General features: G+C 37.4%; 25 protein-coding genes and 1 pseudogene. 8 read left to right on the forward strand and 18 right to left on the reverse strand.

Features of this window, described 5'->3' with window-relative positions:
- Positions 1–229: 229 nt before the first annotated feature.
- Together deoD and J2S77_RS07295 are read left to right on the forward strand one after the other, a co-directional pair.
- Complete coding sequence (gene deoD / locus J2S77_RS07290; protein ID WP_306976017.1) at positions 230–940, forward strand: purine-nucleoside phosphorylase; 711 nt, start codon at positions 230–232, stop codon at positions 938–940.
- A 132-nt stretch (positions 941–1,072) separates the two neighbouring features.
- Positions 1,073–1,675: a biotin transporter BioY gene (locus J2S77_RS07295; protein ID WP_306976019.1), complete on the forward strand. Its 603-nt coding sequence runs from the start codon at positions 1,073–1,075 to the stop codon at positions 1,673–1,675.
- Between the two features lie 41 nt (positions 1,676–1,716).
- Here J2S77_RS07295 and J2S77_RS07300 read toward each other — a convergent pair whose 3' ends face one another.
- A complete protein-coding gene (locus tag J2S77_RS07300) occupies positions 1,717–3,195 on the reverse strand; it encodes a leucyl aminopeptidase (RefSeq protein ID WP_306976020.1) in 1,479 nt (492 codons plus the stop codon).
- A gap of 135 nt (positions 3,196–3,330) precedes the next feature.
- Between J2S77_RS07300 and J2S77_RS07305 the strand changes: the two genes are divergently transcribed.
- Positions 3,331–3,810, forward strand: coding sequence for a divergent PAP2 family protein (locus J2S77_RS07305; protein WP_306976021.1), 480 nt, complete (start codon positions 3,331–3,333; stop codon positions 3,808–3,810).
- A gap of 49 nt (positions 3,811–3,859) precedes the next feature.
- Here J2S77_RS07305 and J2S77_RS07310 read toward each other — a convergent pair whose 3' ends face one another.
- The 3 genes from J2S77_RS07310 to J2S77_RS07320 all read right to left on the reverse strand — a co-directional run bounded on the left by J2S77_RS07310 (position 3,860) and on the right by J2S77_RS07320 (position 6,299).
- Positions 3,860–4,498 (reverse strand): 3D domain-containing protein, encoded by a 639-nt coding sequence (locus J2S77_RS07310; RefSeq protein ID WP_306976023.1) that lies wholly within the window; start codon positions 4,496–4,498, stop codon positions 3,860–3,862.
- A gap of 63 nt (positions 4,499–4,561) precedes the next feature.
- Complete coding sequence (locus tag J2S77_RS07315) at positions 4,562–4,879, reverse strand: YuiB family protein (protein WP_306976024.1); 318 nt, start codon at positions 4,877–4,879, stop codon at positions 4,562–4,564.
- A gap of 199 nt (positions 4,880–5,078) precedes the next feature.
- Positions 5,079–6,299, reverse strand: a complete 1,221-nt coding sequence (locus J2S77_RS07320) for an NAD(P)/FAD-dependent oxidoreductase (RefSeq protein ID WP_306976026.1) — start codon at positions 6,297–6,299, stop codon at positions 5,079–5,081.
- Positions 6,300–6,600: 301 nt separating this feature from the next.
- Between J2S77_RS07320 and J2S77_RS07325 the strand changes: the two genes are divergently transcribed.
- Entirely contained in the window at positions 6,601–7,587 is a 987-nt protein-coding gene (locus J2S77_RS07325; RefSeq protein WP_306976027.1) for an NAD(P)/FAD-dependent oxidoreductase, read from the forward strand.
- A 263-nt stretch (positions 7,588–7,850) separates the two neighbouring features.
- Here the strand turns inward: J2S77_RS07325 and J2S77_RS07330 are convergent, their stop codons facing one another.
- The 8 genes and pseudogenes from J2S77_RS07330 to J2S77_RS07365 form a co-directional block, all read right to left on the reverse strand.
- On the reverse strand, positions 7,851–8,441 hold the full coding sequence (locus tag J2S77_RS07330) for a cupin domain-containing protein (protein ID WP_370871806.1): 591 nt from the start codon (positions 8,439–8,441) through the stop codon (positions 7,851–7,853).
- Positions 8,442–8,706: 265 nt separating this feature from the next.
- On the reverse strand, positions 8,707–9,549 hold the full coding sequence (locus tag J2S77_RS07335) for a hypothetical protein (protein WP_306976029.1): 843 nt from the start codon (positions 9,547–9,549) through the stop codon (positions 8,707–8,709).
- Between the two features lie 148 nt (positions 9,550–9,697).
- Positions 9,698–9,802, reverse strand: a pseudogene (locus tag J2S77_RS07340) (iron-sulfur cluster assembly accessory protein); the annotation flags it as partial.
- Between the two features lie 358 nt (positions 9,803–10,160).
- Positions 10,161–10,316, reverse strand: coding sequence for a hypothetical protein (locus J2S77_RS07345; protein ID WP_306976031.1), 156 nt, complete (start codon positions 10,314–10,316; stop codon positions 10,161–10,163).
- A 224-nt stretch (positions 10,317–10,540) separates the two neighbouring features.
- Positions 10,541–10,897, reverse strand: a complete 357-nt coding sequence (locus J2S77_RS07350; protein ID WP_306976034.1) for a HesB/IscA family protein — start codon at positions 10,895–10,897, stop codon at positions 10,541–10,543.
- A gap of 60 nt (positions 10,898–10,957) precedes the next feature.
- Complete coding sequence (gene dapF / locus J2S77_RS07355) at positions 10,958–11,821, reverse strand: diaminopimelate epimerase (RefSeq protein ID WP_306976035.1); 864 nt, start codon at positions 11,819–11,821, stop codon at positions 10,958–10,960.
- Between the two features lie 16 nt (positions 11,822–11,837).
- The gene (locus J2S77_RS07360; RefSeq protein ID WP_167262283.1) at positions 11,838–12,074 is read right to left on the reverse strand and encodes a YuzB family protein; all 237 of its coding nucleotides are present in this window, start codon (positions 12,072–12,074) and stop codon (positions 11,838–11,840) included.
- A gap of 48 nt (positions 12,075–12,122) precedes the next feature.
- Positions 12,123–12,449, reverse strand: a complete 327-nt coding sequence (locus J2S77_RS07365) for a YuzD family protein (protein WP_306976038.1) — start codon at positions 12,447–12,449, stop codon at positions 12,123–12,125.
- A 179-nt stretch (positions 12,450–12,628) separates the two neighbouring features.
- Between J2S77_RS07365 and J2S77_RS07370 the strand changes: the two genes are divergently transcribed.
- Positions 12,629–12,850: a NifU family protein gene (locus J2S77_RS07370; RefSeq protein ID WP_167262285.1), complete on the forward strand. Its 222-nt coding sequence runs from the start codon at positions 12,629–12,631 to the stop codon at positions 12,848–12,850.
- A gap of 64 nt (positions 12,851–12,914) precedes the next feature.
- On the opposite strand, the gene J2S77_RS07375 is transcribed toward J2S77_RS07370, so the two are convergent.
- The 3 genes from J2S77_RS07375 to J2S77_RS07385 are packed head-to-tail and all read right to left on the reverse strand — an operon-like array spanning position 12,915 to position 15,122.
- Entirely contained in the window at positions 12,915–13,880 is a 966-nt protein-coding gene (locus J2S77_RS07375; protein WP_306976040.1) for a 2-hydroxyacid dehydrogenase, read from the reverse strand.
- A gap of 23 nt (positions 13,881–13,903) precedes the next feature.
- Positions 13,904–14,671, reverse strand: a complete 768-nt coding sequence (gene nucF, locus J2S77_RS07380) for a 5' nucleotidase NucF (RefSeq protein ID WP_306976042.1) — start codon at positions 14,669–14,671, stop codon at positions 13,904–13,906.
- 1 nt (position 14,672) lies between these two features.
- Positions 14,673–15,122: a DUF86 domain-containing protein gene (locus J2S77_RS07385; protein ID WP_306976044.1), complete on the reverse strand. Its 450-nt coding sequence runs from the start codon at positions 15,120–15,122 to the stop codon at positions 14,673–14,675.
- Positions 15,123–15,227: 105 nt separating this feature from the next.
- Between J2S77_RS07385 and J2S77_RS07390 the strand changes: the two genes are divergently transcribed.
- Both J2S77_RS07390 and J2S77_RS07395 read left to right on the forward strand, forming a co-directional pair.
- The gene (locus J2S77_RS07390; RefSeq protein WP_306976046.1) at positions 15,228–15,512 is read left to right on the forward strand and encodes an SAV0927 family protein; all 285 of its coding nucleotides are present in this window, start codon (positions 15,228–15,230) and stop codon (positions 15,510–15,512) included.
- A gap of 15 nt (positions 15,513–15,527) precedes the next feature.
- Positions 15,528–15,800, forward strand: coding sequence for a cytosolic protein (locus J2S77_RS07395; protein WP_306976048.1), 273 nt, complete (start codon positions 15,528–15,530; stop codon positions 15,798–15,800).
- A 40-nt stretch (positions 15,801–15,840) separates the two neighbouring features.
- Here J2S77_RS07395 and J2S77_RS07400 read toward each other — a convergent pair whose 3' ends face one another.
- The gene (locus J2S77_RS07400; RefSeq protein ID WP_306976049.1) at positions 15,841–16,113 is read right to left on the reverse strand and encodes a YutD family protein; all 273 of its coding nucleotides are present in this window, start codon (positions 16,111–16,113) and stop codon (positions 15,841–15,843) included.
- 112 nt (positions 16,114–16,225) lie between these two features.
- Between J2S77_RS07400 and J2S77_RS07405 the strand changes: the two genes are divergently transcribed.
- Positions 16,226–17,182, forward strand: coding sequence for a M23 family metallopeptidase (locus J2S77_RS07405; protein ID WP_306976051.1), 957 nt, complete (start codon positions 16,226–16,228; stop codon positions 17,180–17,182).
- A gap of 35 nt (positions 17,183–17,217) precedes the next feature.
- On the opposite strand, the gene J2S77_RS07410 is transcribed toward J2S77_RS07405, so the two are convergent.
- Positions 17,218–18,600, reverse strand: coding sequence for a sodium-dependent transporter (locus J2S77_RS07410; protein ID WP_306976053.1), 1,383 nt, complete (start codon positions 18,598–18,600; stop codon positions 17,218–17,220).
- A 320-nt stretch (positions 18,601–18,920) separates the two neighbouring features.
- Positions 18,921–20,456: a Na+/H+ antiporter NhaC family protein gene (locus J2S77_RS07415; protein ID WP_306976055.1), complete on the reverse strand. Its 1,536-nt coding sequence runs from the start codon at positions 20,454–20,456 to the stop codon at positions 18,921–18,923.
- Positions 20,457–20,496 lie beyond the last annotated feature (40 nt).

Below are 20,496 nucleotides of genomic sequence, written 5' to 3' on the forward strand. Positions count from 1 at the left end.
AATACTCTCCTCCTGGTAATCGTTTTTGTGGTTGAAAACATTGTACCATGTGGAGAGGAAAATGACCCTTTTTACACAATTATATGGACTCTATCCGCCAATCGATGATAAACCTCCCTAAATCGCACCTCAACTCGTGACAATTCCATAAAATCAACGGCTTTAAATTGTTTATCGTCTGCTTTTATGATAGGTTTAAAACGTAAGAAGAAATAAGGAGGATTCACATATGCCAACAACTCATATTGGTGCAAACAAAGGCGATATCGCCGATAAAATTTTACTTCCGGGTGACCCGCTTCGTGCGAAATATATTGCGGAGAATTTCTTAGAGGATGTTGTCTGCTATAACGAAGTTCGTGGTATGTACGGTTTCACTGGTACATACAAAGGTGAACGTATTTCTGTTCAAGGTACAGGCATGGGTGCACCGAGTATTTCGATTTATGCGAATGAATTAATTCAAGAATACGATGTGCAAAAACTAATCCGTGTTGGTTCTTGCGGTGCTCTTCAGGAAGATGTGCAAGTCCGTGATGTTATTTTAGCACAATCAGCAACAACAGATTCACAAATGAACCGTACTGTTTTTGGTACTATTGATTTCGCTCCAACAGCTGACTTCAATTTATTGAAGAATGCTTATGATGTTGGTAAAGAACAAGGATTAAATCTTCGTGTCGGTAACGTATTCACAAGTGATGCGTTCTACCGTGAGAATGCGATGGAACTATTTAACAAACTTGCTGAATACAATGTGCTTGCTGTTGAAATGGAAACATCAGCACTTTATTCAATCGCTGCTAAATACAACCGTGAAGCACTAACTGTCTTAACAGTAAGTGATCACATCATCACTGGCGAAGAAACAACATCACAAGAACGTCAAACAACATTTAACGACATGATTGAAGTTGCACTAGATGCAGCTATTAAATAATTTCACTTAGTCGTCTACATGAGTAGGCGACTTTTTTTAACATTATTGTTTACCATTTTTAAAATTAAGTTGACAATAAAATCACCCTTCCTGTATATTAAATGTGAACCAAACATAAGAGGAGGGTGAACAATGAAACAAAAAATGAGTGCTCAAGAAATTACATTAGGGTCAGTATTTGTTGTCCTATTAATGATTGGTGCTAATATTGCGATTTGGTTTCCATTCTTAAAAATTACATATGGGGCTGGAACTGTTCCCTTATCACTACAGACATTTTTTGCGATTTTAGCTGGATTAATCTTAGGAAAGCGTCTTGGCGTGTTTGCAGTTATAACTTATATTTTAATTGGCCTTGTCGGCGTGCCAGTCTTTGCTGAAATGTCATCAGGACCTCAAGTCTTAATTATGCCGACAGGAGGATTCTTGCTTTCATTTATTGCTGTTGCTTGGGTTGCAGGCTGGATTGTCGAAAAGAGTCAACAACCGACTGTTAAGACTTATCTAGTGGCTACATTATTTGGTTTGCTGGCAAACTACCTCATTGGTATACCATTCATGGTGGCTTCAACTAATATCGTTATGGAAGTTCCATTATCGATTGGACAAGGTGTCATTGCGATGGTTCCATTTTTCATTAAAGATTTCATCATTACCATGGGAGCTGCGGTTTTATTACCGAAGATTTTAGGTAGACTTGAGTCAGCCAATATCCAATTAACATCTCACACTTAACAAAAATCCCAACTTCTATTAATAGAAGTTGGGATTTATTATTATTGATTCATCATCGCTTTTGCTAATGTACGTGCCATAACGCCTGTTGGACCTTTAGGCCCCAAATCATGCGCGTTTTCTGCCATAGCAGTGCCAGCAATATCTAAGTGAACCCAAGGTGTTTCCTCAGCAAATGCACCGACAAACGCCCCTGCCATAACGGCGTGAGCTTTTCGACCAGGTGAGTTATTTAAATCGGCAATATGACTTGTTGCGACTTGTTTTTGGTAAACTTCTAAATAAGGTAACTGCCACATCAATTCGCCTTCTTGATTAGCTGCTGTTACCACTTCATCATACCAATCCTGATTATTTGTCATGGCACCTGTTACTTGATCGCCTAATGCCACCACAACACCACCAGTCAACGTAGCAATATCAACAATTTTACTCGCACCTTGTTGTTTCGCATACGTCACAGCATCAGCCATGGCTAATCGCCCTTCTGCATCTGTATTACGGATTTCAATTGTTTTTCCACTCATCGATACAATCACATCATCAGGTTTGAATGCTTTGTCACTTACCATATTATCAGTCGCAGGAATTAAGGCCATCACATTAGTTTTCGGCTGAATCTGTCCAATTGCATCCATAGCCCCAATTACTGAAGCAGCACCGCCCATATCCATTTTCATACCGACAATGCCGTCTTTAGGTTTAAGTGAGTAACCTCCTGTATCAAATGTAATTCCTTTACCAACAAGTGCCACAGGGTCTTCCCAAGTATCCAGTCCTTGATAAGACATCACAATAAATCGTGGTGGCTCGTCTGACCCTTGATTGACCGCAAGCAAAGCTCCCATGCCTAATTCTTCGATTTGCTCACGTTCAAAGACATCAATTTTCAATTCATGTTTATCAGCAATATTTTCTGCAAATACAGCTAAATCTTTAGCAGTTAATAAATTACTTGGTAAATTAACTAAATGACGTGCTATATTCGCCCCATTTCCTAAGGCATAACCTTGCTCTGCTGCTTCCACAACTGAATGATCATTTGTTAAAAAGATTAAAGACTCAAGCTCGTAATGATTCTCCTCACGGTCAGTATGGTAAGTTTCCAATTGATAAGGAGCCATAACTGCTGCTTCACCAATTGCCTCTGCGTATGTAGTAGGTTCATCGCTATATAAACTGTCGATTGCTAAACTAGCAGATTGAATAGAGTCTTCAGCTAACTGTTTAAATAATCGTCCAAACGATTGTCGCGCTCGATCAACAGTGAATTGGTCATAGTCACCAAACCCAACAAAATAAATTCTTTTTGCTTCTAATTGTCCTAATGTATGTACCTTGGACACATGTCCTTGTGTCGTTGAAACATCACCTGATTCAACAAGATCATCAAGCTGATTATTAAGAGCTTGATTCAATATTTCATAAGCTGGTTGTGTTTCTTTTGGCGCTTCGAAAAGTCCAACAATTAAAGCGTCCGTATTATGTTTAGTCAAATCTTCTTGTATAATCGTAAACATCTACATCCCTCCCATTATCATATATTTAATCATACCAAAAAGTTTCGAATGGCGAAATAAATATTTCTTAGAAAAACGTTTTTTAAAGCCAAATATTCGGGTATGATGATAATTAAGAGGAAAGGACGTTTAACTATGGTCGAGATTTTTGAAAACACACCACTTTGGATTGCTTTATTCGCAGTCATCTTTGCTCAAGTTGTGAAAATTCCTATTCAATATATTGCAACGCGTGAAATTAACTTAGGCATTGCTTTTAGCACTGGGGGCATGCCAAGTAGCCACACAGCAGCCGTTGCATCACTTACCACAGCTATTGGCATTGAACATGGCTTGAACTCACCTCTCTTTGCCATTGCCTGTGTATTAAGTATTATTGTTATGTATGATGCTACAGGAATTCGTCGTCATGCAGGTGAACATGCAACGATTTTAAATCAGCTTGTTAAAGATGTTCAGCGTATTGTTGATGATGCCATTCAATGGCAACAGAAAGAAGCTCACGAAAAGCAAAAGGAACTTAAAGAATTACTAGGCCATCAACCTATTGAAGTTTTCTTTGGTGCCGTCACAGGTATTTTATTAGCAATCATAACGTATACCTACTTCTTATAAGCCCTTCTCATTAATTAGCCCAAGATGATCTAAGATAAATCATCTTGGGCTAATTTGTTTGAACAACAGGGACTGTTTCAGTACTAATCGCTTGCTCCCATTGATTTAGATCCGCTTCAGTTACTGAGCCATCCCCTTCTTCTATCACATAAACCTCTACTTCTTTCTTACCCCAATTATTATATACATCATCCACATCTTCATAATACAAATCAATCTTATTACCTTTAATGGCACCACCAATATCCATCACGATCCCATATCCATAATCCGGGATATACAATACCGTCCCGAGCGGAAAATGATTTAGATCAGCTGCAATGGTTGAGAGTGAGCCTCTTTGTACCTGTAGTCCGGAATAAGTAATCCCATATTGAGGATGGTCTTTCGTTTTTCCGGTTGATTCGTATCCTGCTGTGTAACCTGTTGCTAGAACAGTACGTGTTGGAAAACGGCGAAAGGCTACTTCAGCACTCTGTTCATCTTGATAACTAGCTAACTCAACTGAATCAGAGCTAGATGTAACCTCGATGCTTTTATTTGTCAATTTAGTTAGTTGCTGTTCTTTTGCTTCTTCTGCTACTTTATAATCGTCTTCATGCCAATAACTCTGAGTTAAAACTGCGGTGCAAACGATAGCAATCAAACAGATTACTAATACAAAAAAGTTTCTTATCGCAGTACGCATGTTAAACACCTCTTTGTCACAAAGCGTTACCACAATAAGAAACTTTTATACATGTTAAACTATTTAGAACATTTGATAGCCTTTAGCCCGCAAGATTCGAATAACAATACCTGAAACAATAGTTCCAATAAAACCAACGATCAATATAAATAGATCCACTACTTGTAAGTTAACTAAATCTTGACCTAAAGCCGGGAATGATTCACCAGGCTGTGTGAAGTAATTCATAAAAGGAACGTCATCTATGATTAAAACGACAATGATTGGAAAAATAATTGCCATGATCCACGTAGAGCGTAGTAACATATTTAAGATAAAGCCTATTCCAAAGAATAATACGAAAAATAATATTGATAGCACGAACACTTGCACAATATTCATGAATGAGTGCCTCCTGTATAATGACCACTGGCTAATTAAGTCCAGTGTTTCTTATAAATTTATTCGACAAAACCATCCTTATTTTATCACAGACAAGTGTTTTCAGTAAGATAAACACGTTAGAGACACAAATTTGTTAAATTATGAAACAGGGTCCTTCTAAATAAACAAAAAAGGCAGCTAGTCGCTGCCTTTTGGTTTAGTGATACATATCGAGTTTACCTTTTTTAAGTAGTAATCCAACGCCACCTAGTTTTAATAAATAACGGTTGTCGATTACTTTCTTCATAATAGATGCTGAACGACCATATAATTTCTTATCGTCAAAAATAACACCAATGGCATCAGTATGACCTAATGAAGCAACTGTACCCTTAATATCTGGTTCGAATCCTTCGAGATCACTTTGTCCATTTACTAACTGTTTTAAATTATGGGCAGCCGTATCTGCCATTTGCATTGCAATTTGAGCTGTTGGTGGGTATGGACGTTCTGTTTCTTCGTTAAAGAATACAGCACAATCACCAACAACAAACACATCATCATAATCTGGAGTACGTAAGTCATCACGTACAGCAACACGACCACGACTTACTTCAAAGCCAGATTCTTCGACGATTGAGTTACCGCGCACACCAGCAGCCCAAATAATATTCTTCGTCGCAATCTCTTCTTGTTCTCCGTCTTTCTCAACAACAATACCGTCTTCTGTACACTTCTTAAGCATTGTGTTCAAACGGAATTCTACGCCTTTCTCTTCAAGACGATTCATAGCATACTCAACTAATTCTTCATCAAAGCCAGCTAATGCTGTAGGACCCGCTTCAACGTTTAATAAACGAACTTTGCTTGGGTCGACATCATATTCTTGGCATAATTCAGGAATACGATTAACTAATTCTCCAACAAACTCAACACCAGTGAAGCCTGCGCCACCAACAACGATCGTTAATAAGTCTTGACGATCCTCTTTAAACATATTGTATTGAGCAAAGTTATACTCAATATGATCACGAATATAGCGAGCACTATTAATATTATTAATCGTGTATGCATGATCGAGAAGACCTTCAATTCCAAATGTTGCTGATTCAAAGCCAAGGCCAATGACAAGATAGTCATATGTAAGCTCGCCATCTTCAAGCTTTACGACTTTGTTATCTGGGTCAATCGATTGCACCGTGTCTTGAACGAAATTAACTTTGTTGAAATCTACAACATCATTAATTTGAATACGAGTCCGATCATGGTGAAGTGTACCCGCAGCATTCTCGTGTAACCATGTCGTTTGATAGTGGTAATCATGCTTGTTCACTAAAGTAATGTCAGCTTCTGTGTCACCGATTATTTTCTGTAGCTTCGTTGTCGTCATAATGCCACCATAACCAGCGCCTAACACAACAATACTTGGTTTGTTCATTTACATCACATCCATCCCAATAATTTTAAAAAGTTGATTGTGAAATTCAACGATACTTTGTGAAAAAATTCACGTACTGACGTAGAAATTGTCATAAAAACGTAAAACTCACCTAAATATAATCTTAGAATTTTTCACGGTGAATTTCAACCCTTACAATGATTTCTAATCATTCAGATAATTCGACGCCTTCTCTTGACCTTAGTTTGCAAAATATTTATCAATTCATGTGTCGAATGTTATAATATTTATCGGTGTATGATCGATTTATTAGGAATTAGATATATGGGGGAATAAAAACATGAACGAAGACGTTAAAGATATAGCGATTATTGGCGCTGGCCCCGTCGGTTTATTCACAGCATTTTACGGAGGATTAAGACAAGCTGATGTACAAATCATTGAAAGCTTACCTCATATTGGGGGACAATTAACAGCGCTTTATCCTGAAAAATATATTTACGATGTGGCTGGTTTTCCAAAAGTAACAGGACAAGGGCTTGTAGATAATCTTTATGAACAAGTAAAACCGTTCAATCCCACGATTACGTTAGACCAAGCTGTCCAATCAATTGATAAATTAGAAGAAAATTTATTCAAAATAACAACGGATAAAGAAGTATTCTACGCTAAAGCTGTCATTATTACAGCTGGAAACGGTGCATTCGAACCACGTAAGTTAAAACTCGATGGCATTGACCAATATGAAGATAAAAACTTACATTATTACATCACAAACCTCGAATCATTCCGTGATCGTCATGTGATGATTTGTGGTGGAGGCGACTCAGCGGTAGATTGGGCCCTAATGTTAGAGCCGATCGCTAAAAAAGTAAGCATTGTTCATCGCCGTGATCAATTCCGCGCCCATGAACACAGTGTTGAACAGTTAACAGACTCATCAGCTGACATTCTAACACCTTATTCACCTGTGGAAATCCATGGTGATGATTCAATTGAACGTGTGACACTTCAAAAAACGAAATCAGAAGATACCATTGACGTCGAAATTGATGATTTAATCGTCAATTATGGATTCATCTCACAACTAGGTCCTATTAAAGATTGGGGCTTAGAGATTGAAAAGAACGATATTGTTGTGAATACGCGTATGGAAACAAACATTGAAGGCATTTATGGTGCAGGTGACATTATTACCTATCCAGGGAAAGTCAAACTCATTGCTTCTGGATTTGGCGAAGGGCCAACAGCTGTCAATAATGCTATGACTCGAATTGATCCAAATGCACGTGTACAACCAAAACATTCAACACATATGTTTAATTAAAAAGTTATGATTCAAGTCATGTCCACTATTATTATGAGCTAATATCTGTTGATGCTTATAACAACTAGGGACTCAGCATGCAAAACATGATCTACACAAAATTTCATTGCAACCCATAAAAAATGCAGCGCTTAAATTAAAAGCGCTGCATTTTTTATGGGTCAACGATTTTCACACCTCTGGTTGACCTTTCATGTTAATGAATAAAATGTAGATTTATGCCCATAAGACATGAAGTCATCTAATACTGTTTATAGTTCAAGTTAACACCAGTTTCCAAAGGGGTGAGGATTATAATCATAATGGTTTTGGTATACATTACCCTGTTGGTAGCAATCCTGATATGGACCTATAAAGGTATCTGGCTTTATCGGCTCTGTTACTTGCTCCCACTCGTTTTCATTAAGACAATATGTTTGTGCCATTATATCTGCAGGAGTGAATTTTAGAATATCAGAACCCAATACCACTTCAGGATTTGGTGCATCAAAAATTGCCAAAAAGTGTGTATGTTCATCGATAGTTACTATATAATGCCACCAACCTTGAGGAATGTTTACTACTTGACCTGGTGTTACCGTAAAATGTAGTAATTCCTTTGTAAATGGATTCAATATCGAAATAACGGCAGCTCCTGATATAGCGTACACTAATTCTGTTGCGTTTTGATGGTAGTGTGGTTCGATGATATGATCAATACTTAGAAAAATATCAAGCAGTGATGTATTTTCAAGTGTGTTCAACTGGTTTTGACCGACTACATTAATAAAGTTCTGATTATCTTCCTTAAACAACGTGCTATTATTCATATCAAAAAAATATTGAGCTGAGGGAGATGTGTAATCAACATTCATACTCACAATTAAAAGCCTCCTTTTTAATCATAAGTATGATATGTGTTTAGTTATTCTGCTGTGATTAGCAATACCAATATTTCTTTCCGAGCACTATTGAGCACCTTACATATTTCTTTATTCTAATAACCTCCCCTATATTACATTCTATCCAGGCCCCAATAAATGGAATATAATAGCCAAAAAATTGACCTCGTTTTTGATTCGAGGTCACCTTTTTTCTACCTAACTTTAATTAACTGTGACCGGTCCATCTCTTCTTAAACTAATCTACGTCTTCTGAAAAATAATCGTTTATATATTTTCTTGCTTCAGCGTAGTTTAATCTTAAAACTTCATCTATTGTCTTATGCTCTAAGAATTGACCAACAATCTTTGCACCGTAATAATAACCTACCCTGTACATGTCCAGTTTTTCAAAATCTTCTATACTAAACAACTTGTTATTAAGTGCATTATCAAATGCTTCTGTATTGATAGCATTCTTTATTTCCTTACCAATTTCACTTTTCATTTTTTCACAATTATTGATCCAATTTTTTACTTTCATAGCGTCAAGAAAACCAAACCAATATATCTGTTCATCTGAATCATTAGTCAATTCGCTACTTAATTTCGTTGCAATTCCTTCAGCAAATATTAATTTGTAGTATTTTTCTTCTATTGATTTGAAATTCCCTCGATAAAAATCTGGATTAATAAAATAATGTATTGAATGTATGAGTTCGTGGGTTATAAACGTATTAAGGTTGTAAATATTGAGTCGCGGTATAATTGCAGATAAGTCAAGAAATACATAGGGCTTTCCATCAAATAATATTCCATGACCGTCATAACTACAATCACCAATAAAAACAACGACTCCTACTTCAAAATCTAACCGTAATGAATCATTAATACTATAAAACATTTCAGCTGTTAATGTTCTTAAAAACTCAATAGATCCATTAATATCATTCGTTGAATAGTTCTTCGTCAGTTCATTAACATTCTTATGAAAATCATCATTTGAATTAAAAACTTTTAAATATTCTCTAAAAAATGGATGATGTATAAAATTTTGTTCATTACAGTTAATTTGACTGTATGCAAAATTAATAAATTCCATATTTATCCCCATTCATAATAACTATTTCACCACTAGAATAATTTTACAGACGATATGATTTTTCAGTTCAACTTAATGATTACTTTACGTTTGGTTTGTGCTAAAGTTTCCGAATTAGTTTACCTTTAATTAGATGTTAATATCACCTTTAAGGTGTTAACTTTTTCTCCGGCTGGCCTTCCACATTCGTTGCTTTAAAGGAAGAACCGCAACCGCATGAGACGATGGCATTCGAATTATCGATCGTAAAGCCACAAAATTATGTATTCACATGTTCAACGACTAGAAAAATTTTTACCTAATTTTTGTTTACCAATCCAAAATTCGTATGCCTATAACCCCTTTAATATTAAGGACTAACCATGACATAATAAATGGAACAATAAAACCATAGTAGTTAAAACTTATAGAGTTAAAATCCTGAACAAAAAACACAACGGTAACACCAACACCAATCATAAAAATGATGACAGCGTCAGTTATTTTCCTTCGTTTCCAACGTTTCTCTCCTTTACGACCCCGCTCAAATTCTTGTAGCCGTTTATCTATTTTCGTTCCAATTTCCTTCCCCGTTATGAGGGTATATAAGGCAAATGCTACAATGATCCATATTAATAAAAAAGCATTCCAATAATGAGGATATGATTACCATTATAAGCAAAATACATTGCAAGTGCGAAAATCAGCAACATTGCGAGGTTCAGTTGAATTAATTCTTTCTTTTTTAATTGCTTTACCTCTTGTATATCCCATTCTTCCCTATCCATTTTATACTCCCTTCACTTGACAATTTCTTCAGCTATATAGTTATTAAATTAATCGCAATTTTCAAAACTTTATTATTAAATTAACATAAATTCCCTTTAACTTAAACGAATTAAAAAAAGGTGATCTCGAATCAATAACGAGATCACCTTTTTGATACCTAACTTTAATTAAACTGTCCAATAATTAAGGTAATATTAAACGTTAATATACCGCCTTATGGATGTTAACAATTCTCCGGCTGGCCTTCCACATTCGGTGCTTTAAAGGAGGAACCACAACCGCATGATACGATGGCGTTCGGATTATCGATCGTAAATCCGCCACCCATCATGTTTTGTTTAAAATCAATTGTCGTACCTTCAATAATTGGGACGTCCATTTCCGCGATTACAATGGGAATGCCACCCTCTTCAAATTGACGGTCTGTTTCTTTAACCTCATAATCAAAACCTAATTTATATGAGAGACCACTGCAGCCTCCACCTTTAACACCAAAACGTAAGTAGACTTCTTCAGCTGTCTCGTCTTTCAACATTTCTTGTACTTGAATCGTTGCCGATTCAGTTAAGTTAATCGCCATGTTTAATACCTCCCTAAATGTCAGTATACTAACATTTAACCCCTACTTCAAACATCTAACTCAGACCCAAAGATTACCTTGAGCAATCGTAACGGCTGGTCCACGCATCGATACACTTCCTGATCCAAGCCAAGTAATCCATAAATCACCACCGTCTAAATGAACGGTTACTTCTTGGTCACGTTCTAAATAACCATTAAGGGATGATGCCACCACTGCTGCACAAGCACCTGTTCCGCAGGCTTGGGTAATGCCTGACCCCCGTTCCCATACACGGAAATTAATTTCATCATGTTTTACTACTTCAACAAATTCAACATTCACACCTTCTGGAAAACGATCATCATTGGTTACTTTAGGGCCTAGTGTATAAAGTGGTGCATCCTTAATCTGCTCTTGAAAAAATATAGCATGTGGATTCCCCATCGAAACCGCAGTGACGTGGTAATCATCACCATCAACACGAAATGGCTCATGAATCACTTCATCAAATAAGCCACCACTTTCTGTTTCCATCGGTATAGTTGACCGAGCTAAAATGGGTTCACCCATATCAACTGTTACACTTTCGACCAACTGATCATCATCAAGATGGACAGTTGCTTGCACGACTCCTGACTTTGCTTCGATATAGAAAGTTTTTTGTTGTACATATCGAGATTCATACGCGAATTTCGCCACGCAACGTAGACCATTTCCACAATTCATCGCTTCAGATCCATCACGATTAAAGATCCGCATACGTACGTCAGCTACCTCTGATGGCAACACCATAATCAATCCATCAGAACCAATACCAGTATGGACGTTCGAGGCTTGTCGGGCAATTTCAGGTAAATCCTGTTCTAATAAATTGACCTTAAACCCATCAATATAAATATAACTATTGCCGAGCCCATGCATTTTAGTGAAAGGAATGTTCATACCACAACCTCATTTCCTATATTAATTGTTCCTCTTCTAAAAATTGATACACTTTCTTAACAAGCTCATCTGGTGTATCAGCCATAATTAGTTCACCATCAGCAATAGCAAATAAACTCATGGCACAAATCGCACAGTTGCTAGTACACCCATACTCTACAACATCTATATCAGGGTCTTTATCTAATTGTTCTAGGGCTTCTTGTGAGCCGCTCATTAAATTATTAACACAAAACTCGACTAACGGGTTCATGACGTCCACTCCTCGCTTGTATTTCTAATGGTGAACCCTTTCACATATCTAAGAAGACGGTGATAAACCGCGTTCCTCAAGTGCTTTATAGACTGTCTTTAATCGTGGGTTCCCTTCACCGACAATTTCATCTTCGACTAAGACGACTGGAAAAATCATATCCTCTTCGACAACTTTTTCAGCAAATTGCTGATAAGGTTCTTCATTCGGGGGATTATAAATATCGACATAACGATATGTCACATAATCATCCCCGTATTTTCTTGAGATCGCGGCTTGTAACCAATCATATTGTTCCTTAGAACTCGGTAAGTTAACACAACTTGCACAAAGAACCTCAGCACCATATACAACTAATTCAATTTGCTGATTCATCAAACTCCCCCTCTTTAACAAATAACTTCACGATTTATTAGCTAATTATATTTTACAAAACTTTCGCTTCGAGTTAAAATGAAAATGGTTCTCAACAACATATTTTTAAATAAAAGCACGATAATAGATTTTTAATTAGAATTTATTTATAATTAAATTAAGAAAGGGGAAAATGTGCGATGTTTGATCAAGTCCAAGAAGTTATAGGTAAATTACGCCCGTTTTTATTACGTGATGGCGGTGACGTTGAACTGGTCGACGTAGATGATGGCATCGTCTTACTTCGACTAAAAGGAGCATGCGGTAATTGCCCAAGCTCTGCAATCACCCTTAAAGCTGGTATCGAGCGTGCATTAATCGCTGAAGTTCCTGGTGTCCAAGAGGTAGAACAAATTTTCTAAATGAATTCATAAAGTAAGCCCTCAATGTCATCACTACATTGAGGGCTTTTTTTCTTTTATGATATTAGTTCACAGGCGTTTTAGCTTTATTGCCATTTAAGACAGCGATTATGTTTTGCGCTGTAAGCCACATCATCTCAGTACGTGTTTCATAACTTGATGATCCAATATGTGGTAATGCGACAACGTTATCAAGTTCTAACAAGGGATGATCTGATTGAATCGGTTCATTTTTGAAGACATCTAATCCTGCCGCATAGAGCTCTTTCGACTTCAGAGCTTCATATAAGTCATCTTCATTTACGACGCCACCACGTGACGAATTAATAAATATAGCTGACGATTTCATTTGCTTAAAAATATTCATATTAAACATGTCTTCAGTCTCTTTAGTTAGTGGTGTCATACATACAACAAAGTCAGACTGTTCAATTACATCATCAAAGGAACGATAATTAACCCCTAATGCTTCTTCTGCCTCTTCTTTTCTAGAACGATTATGATATAGGACAGTCATATCGAAACCTGTCGCTCGTTTAGCAACGGCTTCACCAATACTTCCCATGCCAATTATTCCTAATGTCTTATGGTGAACATCTGCACCTGCCAACATATAAGGTGACCAAGCTTGCCACTGATTGTTTTCAATATATTGAGTCGCTTCTGGAATTCGTCTAGCTGTTGCTAACAACAAACCAAACGTTAAATCAGCTGTTGTATCTGTTAAAACATCCGGTGTGTTCGTAACGACAATTCCTCGATTTTGAGCAGCACTAACGTCAATATTGTCATAACCAACAGCTAAATTGGCGATCACTTTCAAGTTCGACGCTTGATCTAATAAAGCTTCATCAATTGAATCAGTTAGCATCGTTAACAAAGCGTCTGCTTGACGAGCTTTCTCTTCCAAAACATCTCGTGGTACAGGCACTTCATCCGAATCATATACTTCTACTTCATAATCCTCTTCTAACGATTGTATAACCTCATCAGCTATACGACGCGTTACAAAAACAAACGGCTTTGTCATGTTTGCACCCTCCAACATCAAATTTAAAATTGCTTCCAATCAGCAAGTGATTTAACCGAATACGTTGGTTGAATCGACACTTTCTTTAAATCATCGCGTGATGTCACGCCTGTTTCCACGTGCAAAGTATCGATGCCCGCTTCAATACCTGCCATGATATCTGTGTCATAATTATCGCCAACCATAATCACATCACGATGAGGAAGATTTAATTCATCCAACGCTAATTCAATCATTAAAGAATCGGGTTTTCCTACTACAATGGGTTCAGTTTTTGTCACGTGACGGATCAATTCGACGTAAGCACCATTTCCTGGAACAAACCCCTCTTCTGTCGGCACACGTAAATCAGGATTCGTCGCAATAAACTGAGCTCCCTTTTGAATATGAAGGCAAGCTTCTTTCAATTTATGATACGTCACATGCCGATCGATCCCGACTAAAACATAATCTGGTGATTCTTCAGTTATTTTAAGACCCCGTGAATGAAGCGCTTCTTCCACACCATGTTCACCAATCTTAAACACACGAGCATCCTCTTGCTGTGATTTAATATAATCAGCCGCAATAATCGATGGTGTTAAAATATGGGACTCTTCTGCTTGTATTCCATTTTCTTTCAACTTCTCCATGGTTTTATAACGTGTTCTTGAAGAATTATTCGTGACGAAACGAAATGGGATGGATTCTGATTGTAAGGAACGGATAAAATCTGCCGCTTCAGGAATCGGTGCATTCCCCCGATACATCGTTCCATCTAGATCAATTAAGTATGCCTGGTATTTCGCCATATTAGTCCTCTCCTTGCCGTTTCTTAAATGCCGTAATCGGACCCATTTCCTTTTCTAAGTAACGATATACTTGTGTCGTCAATTGATTTAAAACGGGTAGACTATCATCCAAAGTCGCTTGAAGCTTATGATGATCGATTGCCGTATAGTCTTTGACAAGTGGGCCTCTTAATCCAATCACTTGTTTAAATGCATCTTCTTGTTCTGTTGTGATCACCTGTTCATCGACTAAGATATCAATAACATCCTCATAGCTACCAGGGTCTCGCATAATAAAGCCATCAATCATCATATTTCCTATGTCAACGATTGCTTCAATCGTCATATGTACAATACGTTCAAGGCCGAATAGTTCAATGTTTGATTCAAACGTTGCCTGTTCATACGTGCTTAATAAATTATTGAAATATGTTGATGTTTGATCCATTTTTTCTAGGTCCACAAAGTACATAATCATCATTCCTTTCAATTTCTAGTTTATCATAGACAATTAATTCTTATATATAAAAATATTTGCGCCATACTATAACTGATTTTAAATAGTAGGAGCTGAATGATGTTGCCTTTTAAGACGATTAACGATGAAATGACTGATGGCCATGTTCGTTACGTTAGTTTCACAGGTGATGATCGACGTTTTGATTTGGCCATTGTTAAGAGCGATCAAGAACAAGCGAAAAGTTTCGTCATTGATTTACAACGATCACGCTATACTGAGATTCATGATCATGAGCTAGAAGATAGTGATTATTTTTGCCACTTTTTACATCTCAATACGTATGAAGCAGAAGCGATTCACGATTATTTAACTGAATTGTTGCAACAACCACAAGCAACATAAGAAAGGAGCATTTAAATGGGTAAGAAGAAAAAGAACGATGATTTTAAACCTGTTGAAATACAACAAAATATGCAAACACCAGAAGAATTTCCTGAAGGGACGTATGGTGAACCTGTTAATGACGAACCTCTAGAGGCCCGTGAATATGATCCAAAACGCCGTCATTATTCAGGCTATAACTATGAAAATAAAGAACTGCATCACGATCTACCGAGGCAATATCCATTTGCCCATCAACCGAATAATTTTCCAGATGACGAAGACCCAGAACACGATGATCAAGGGTGAATTCAATTAAAAATGACCGGATTAGCGGACATCCGGTCATTTAACTATCTATTTGTTTTAAGACAAAGTAAGCACAACCAAAATTACAGTATTCGTACAAATAATCTTCTAATGCTGAAATTTTTGTGTCAAATGTCGCCTTTTGATTTTGATCATCGTAGAAGCCTTTTAAACGCAGTTGACCAAAGCCCCAATCACCAACTATATAATCATATTTCGTTAAAATATCACTAAAACGCTGTTCTATTACATCTTCTTGAAACCCTTCTCGGTAATCGTGAATGAGCTCATATTGTTGCCCTAATAATTCCATTTGAATCACCTCTATAACTATTAGTGTATCATATAAATCCTTCTTTTCGCTCTTATGATTTCAAAAAAGACGGAAACACTATTAATACTGATTAAGCAAAGGAGTATTTTACATGAAACGCCGTATCATAACTGGCTTATTCATTTTCATAGTCATCCTAACACCTAGTAATAGTTGGGCTGAAGACGAGTCCTTATCTGAAGAAAGAATGAACCTTTATCAAAAAACAGCTTCCCTAACCCAAGTCCCGTGGAGCATCATTGCTGCAATCGATCAATATGAACGGAATATCAATGATGTTGATGAAGATCGAATAACTGGAATTCAAATGGATCCCAATAAATGGTTTGGATTATTAGCTGTTGACGAAAATCCCTCTCACTATGAAGCGACGATTCAAGCTTTTAATGGGATTGGCAAAGATGGTGATGGTGATCAATACGCAAACCCCCAAAATGACGAAGATGTTTTATTTACATTCGCCCATTGGCTTAATGAACAACTGGGTAAAGGCATATCTTACGAAGAAAGTTTAGCTCAATATTATGACCGTGAAAAAGCAGCTCAAATGATCAAGCAATATCAACAGTTATTCAGCCATTACTCAACCGTGGAGTTAGATGAACACGCATTTCCAATTCCGTCTTACAACCAATATTCTTACCGGTCTACATGGGGAGCTGGACGTGGTTATGGAGGCAGACGAATCCATGAAGGTACCGATTTATTCGCAAGTTATGGTACGCCGGTTCGCTCAACATCATATGGTATTGTTGAAATCAAAGGTTGGAATAAATACGGAGGGTGGCGAATTGGCATCAGGGATACAGACAATGTTTATCATTATTACGCTCACTTGAACGGATTCGAAGATGAACTAGAAGAAGGCGATATTGTCGAGCCAGGTGATGTCATTGGTTACGTTGGGGCTTCCGGATATGGACCAGTTGGAACTTCTGGTAAATTCCCTCCTCACCTCCATTATGGTATGTACCGAGATAATGGTGAAAATGAATGGGCATTTGATCCTTATCCACATTTAAAAAGATGGGAAAAGCAATCACAATAATAAAGGGTGTGTCTGGATTCGACACACCCTTTTTATTATTGAGTTAACATACTAATTAAGTTTGTAATCAGAATGTATAAGATACCTGCAGGAGCGACAATACGCAAGAACCAAATCCACAAATTACCTAATGTCGTATCTTGTAGACCTGTTTCACGTAGTGCCTCAACCTTATTCCAACCCCAACCAACAAATAGCGCAGTTACAAAGCCACCTAACGCTAATGTGTATTGAGCAGTAAATAAGTCTAGCGTATCTAAGAACGTGATCGTGTCACCATCTGTGTTAAGGAACGCGAATATTTTCATTTCTGTTAATGCTGGTACAGCACCTTGTGATAACGCTGATAGAAAACCAAATACTGTAATAATCGCACCAGCAATTAGTGTTGTTGGTTTACGTCCAGCATTGAAACGACGCATTGCCCAAGAAACACCAACTTCCAACAATGAAATCGCAGATGATAAAGCTGCAATTCCAACAAATAGGAAGAAGAAAATACCGAAAATCGTTCCACCTAAGCCCCATTGTCCGAATGCCTCAGGTAACGTCATGAATAATAAACCTGGACCTGCACCTGGTTCCATTCCGAATGAGAAAACAATCGGGAAGATCATAAGACCCGCGAACACAGCGAAGAACGTATCAAATACAACAACCGTTCCTGCCGCAGAAGGCAAACGAGATTCTTTCGGTAAGTATGAAGCATACGTAATCATAGCACCCATACCTAGTGATAATGTAAAGAATGCCTGACCAACAGCTGCACCCCATACATTAATATCACCTAAAGCATTAAAATCAGGTGAGAACATAAAGCTAAGTGCTTCGCCTGCACCATCCATTGTTAAACCAAACACGGCTAAAATGATAACAAGAACCGCTAGCATTGGCATAAATGTACGGTTGGCAATTTCGATCCCTTTCTTAATACCGAAATAAACAACGCCGATGACAACAACCATAAATAAGAACTGCCAAACAACTGGACCAAATGAACTAGCAATGAAATCACCGAAGAATCCTTCAAATTCACCAGATTCGACATTTCCTGCCGCGCCTGTAAGATAACTAAATAAATAGTAAAAGACCCAACCAGCAATAACACCGTAGAACGACAGGATTAATGTACCTGATAAGACGCCTAGAAAACCACCGATTTTACCAAATGATTTGGCTTTGATGTTTTCAAATGAATGAATCGCGTCTGATTGTCCACGTCGACCAACTGAAAATTCAGCTAATAAAACAGGTAGACCAATTAAGGCGATACAAATAAAATAAGCGATTAAAAATGCGAATCCTCCGTTTTCCCCTAACATGTAAGGGAAGCGCCAAATATTACCTAAGCCTACTGCTGAACCAACAGCTGCAAAAATAAAACCAAACCTTGTTGCAAACTGCTCTCTTCCTTGCATAATCATATTCCCCTTTCTATTATAATTCAGTACAACGATTAGTCGTTGTACTGGTACTCACTTAAATATATTGATTATTTTGTTTTATTATAATTTTTTGACAACTTTTTTTCAAGACTTTTTCAAAAAGTTTCATTAGTCTTAGCAAAAAAGTCACAAAATTCAATCATTAAGTGAGCAACAACGTATACAATCATACCAAATATCCAAATGTTTTGACAATATGATTTATAAAAAAACTTTGATGCTTTGAAGTATGTAAGTTAATGTCAAAAAAACTCAGGCTATCGATTAACTTCGACAGCCTGAGTTCATGTGAGTTATTTATTTTTTAGCAATAAGACAATCCCTATTAAAATCGCAATCGTTACCACTAAACCAATGATCACTGAACTAGTTAAGGCAAATGCTAAATAGCCAAGAATTGTTGATGTTGCCGCAATTAAGGCATACGGAATTTGCGTGACTATGTGATCAATGTGGTTCGAACCTGCACCAGTTGATGACAGAACTGATGTATCAGAGATTGGTGAACAATGGTCACCAAAGACTGAACCAGCTAAAACGGCTGATAGTGCCGGAACTAATAACGTCGGATCTAATTCAACAGCCATAGAGCCTGCAATTGGTAACATTAAACCAAACGTCCCCCATGAGGTTCCTGTCGCAAATGCAGTGACACCCGCAATTAAGAAAATCATCACGGGTAAGTAGGCAGCATTTAGGCTTGCCTCTTCGACGATTCCTACTAAGTAATCATCTGTTCCAATAGCTTCAATAATCGCAACAATCATCCAAGCTAATATTAAAATGTAGACAGCTGGAAGCATCGCTTTAATACCTTCCCATGTGACAGAGAAGAAATTCGTTTTCTCACCTGGCTGCACCGCATATAAGATCATCGATAATATGACGGCAAGTGTCCCACCTAATACAAGCGATAAATTCACATCGGTATTCGCAAAGGTCGAAACCAGCGTTACCCCATCTTCGCTTCCTTGAATACCTGTAATTACCATCATGGTAATGGTTGTTACCAATAGAACTAACAATGGTAATAGTAGGTGATAAACTCGTCCATGTCCGTTTTCTTTAACGCCACCTTTTAAGTCGCCTGGTACATCAGGATTCTCTGGGTCAATTAATGTTCCAGATGCTTCTGCACGTTGCTCATGTTTTTTCATTGGACCAATTTCAAGTTTAAAGAAAATAGCTAGAAAGACGAGCATGACAGCTGCAATCGCATAAAAGTTATACGGAATCATTTGAACAAACGTCGTTAAAGCTGATAATTCGGTTAACTCATGCGTTGAAATAATCGTTGCAATAATTCCGATAATATAAGCACCCCAACTCGAAATCGGTGTTAATACCGTAACAGGGGCTGACGTTGAATCAATTAAATAAGCTAACTTCGCGCGCGAAACATTTTGACGGTCTGTAATGGGACGGGAAACTTGACCGATCGTTAGACTGTTAAAATAATCATCAATAAAAATGGCTACACCTAAAAGGCCAGTTGTATACTGTGAGCCTTTACGTGTTCGTACTCGATTAACTGCCCACTGACCGAATGCCTGGGCACCTCCAGTAGCTGTTAAGAATGCGATTAAGATACCTAATAGTAATAAAAAGATGATGAGCTGTACACTCCAGATATCCCAAGCACCTTCAGCGTAAAATAAATTTTGAAATGAAAACCAAATTCTTTCCAGTGTTCCTAATATGTCATAACTTTCCACCATAAGCGCACCCACAACAATACCAGCACCTAGTGATAACAAGACTCTTCTTGTTAAGAGCACGAGTAAAATCATGATAAATGGTGGAAGCAATGACCAAAATGTTTCCTCCATGATAATCCTCCTTTATAAATGAGTTCGAGAATGCCGTTCT

The sequence above is a fragment of the Alkalibacillus salilacus genome, assembly GCF_030812915.1.
Taxonomy (GTDB): domain Bacteria; phylum Bacillota; class Bacilli; order Bacillales; family Alkalibacillaceae; genus Alkalibacillus; species Alkalibacillus salilacus.

Bases quoted from the DNA above. Each gene is read 5' to 3' on its own strand.
- J2S77_RS07335 (WP_306976029.1), bottom strand. From the start codon at position 9,549: ATGGAATTTATTAATTTTGCATACAGTCAAATTAACTGTAATGAACAA.
- J2S77_RS07390 (WP_306976046.1), top strand. From the start codon at position 15,228: ATGTTGCCTTTTAAGACGATTAACGATGAAATGACTGATGGCCATGTT.
- J2S77_RS07345 (WP_306976031.1), bottom strand. From the start codon at position 10,316: ATGGATAGGGAAGAATGGGATATACAAGAGGTAAAGCAATTAAAAAAG.
- J2S77_RS07375 (WP_306976040.1), bottom strand. From the start codon at position 13,880: ATGACAAAGCCGTTTGTTTTTGTAACGCGTCGTATAGCTGATGAGGTT.
- J2S77_RS07330 (WP_370871806.1), bottom strand. From the start codon at position 8,441: ATGAATGTTGATTACACATCTCCCTCAGCTCAATATTTTTTTGATATG.
- J2S77_RS07370 (WP_167262285.1), top strand. From the start codon at position 12,629: ATGTTTGATCAAGTCCAAGAAGTTATAGGTAAATTACGCCCGTTTTTA.
- J2S77_RS07410 (WP_306976053.1), bottom strand. From the start codon at position 18,600: ATGCAAGGAAGAGAGCAGTTTGCAACAAGGTTTGGTTTTATTTTTGCA.
- J2S77_RS07360 (WP_167262283.1), bottom strand. From the start codon at position 12,074: ATGAACCCGTTAGTCGAGTTTTGTGTTAATAATTTAATGAGCGGCTCA.
- J2S77_RS07400 (WP_306976049.1), bottom strand. From the start codon at position 16,113: ATGGAATTATTAGGGCAACAATATGAGCTCATTCACGATTACCGAGAA.
- J2S77_RS07350 (WP_306976034.1), bottom strand. From the start codon at position 10,897: ATGGCGATTAACTTAACTGAATCGGCAACGATTCAAGTACAAGAAATG.
- J2S77_RS07325 (WP_306976027.1), top strand. From the start codon at position 6,601: ATGAACGAAGACGTTAAAGATATAGCGATTATTGGCGCTGGCCCCGTC.
- J2S77_RS07365 (WP_306976038.1), bottom strand. From the start codon at position 12,449: ATGAATCAGCAAATTGAATTAGTTGTATATGGTGCTGAGGTTCTTTGT.
- J2S77_RS07385 (WP_306976044.1), bottom strand. From the start codon at position 15,122: ATGTACTTTGTGGACCTAGAAAAAATGGATCAAACATCAACATATTTC.
- J2S77_RS07315 (WP_306976024.1), bottom strand. From the start codon at position 4,879: ATGAATATTGTGCAAGTGTTCGTGCTATCAATATTATTTTTCGTATTA.
- deoD (WP_306976017.1), top strand. From the start codon at position 230: ATGCCAACAACTCATATTGGTGCAAACAAAGGCGATATCGCCGATAAA.
- J2S77_RS07320 (WP_306976026.1), bottom strand. From the start codon at position 6,299: ATGAACAAACCAAGTATTGTTGTGTTAGGCGCTGGTTATGGTGGCATT.
- J2S77_RS07305 (WP_306976021.1), top strand. From the start codon at position 3,331: ATGGTCGAGATTTTTGAAAACACACCACTTTGGATTGCTTTATTCGCA.
- J2S77_RS07395 (WP_306976048.1), top strand. From the start codon at position 15,528: ATGGGTAAGAAGAAAAAGAACGATGATTTTAAACCTGTTGAAATACAA.
- J2S77_RS07405 (WP_306976051.1), top strand. From the start codon at position 16,226: ATGAAACGCCGTATCATAACTGGCTTATTCATTTTCATAGTCATCCTA.
- J2S77_RS07300 (WP_306976020.1), bottom strand. From the start codon at position 3,195: ATGTTTACGATTATACAAGAAGATTTGACTAAACATAATACGGACGCT.
- J2S77_RS07415 (WP_306976055.1), bottom strand. From the start codon at position 20,456: ATGGAGGAAACATTTTGGTCATTGCTTCCACCATTTATCATGATTTTA.
- nucF (WP_306976042.1), bottom strand. From the start codon at position 14,671: ATGGCGAAATACCAGGCATACTTAATTGATCTAGATGGAACGATGTAT.
- dapF (WP_306976035.1), bottom strand. From the start codon at position 11,821: ATGAACATTCCTTTCACTAAAATGCATGGGCTCGGCAATAGTTATATT.
- J2S77_RS07295 (WP_306976019.1), top strand. From the start codon at position 1,073: ATGAAACAAAAAATGAGTGCTCAAGAAATTACATTAGGGTCAGTATTT.
- J2S77_RS07310 (WP_306976023.1), bottom strand. From the start codon at position 4,498: ATGCGTACTGCGATAAGAAACTTTTTTGTATTAGTAATCTGTTTGATT.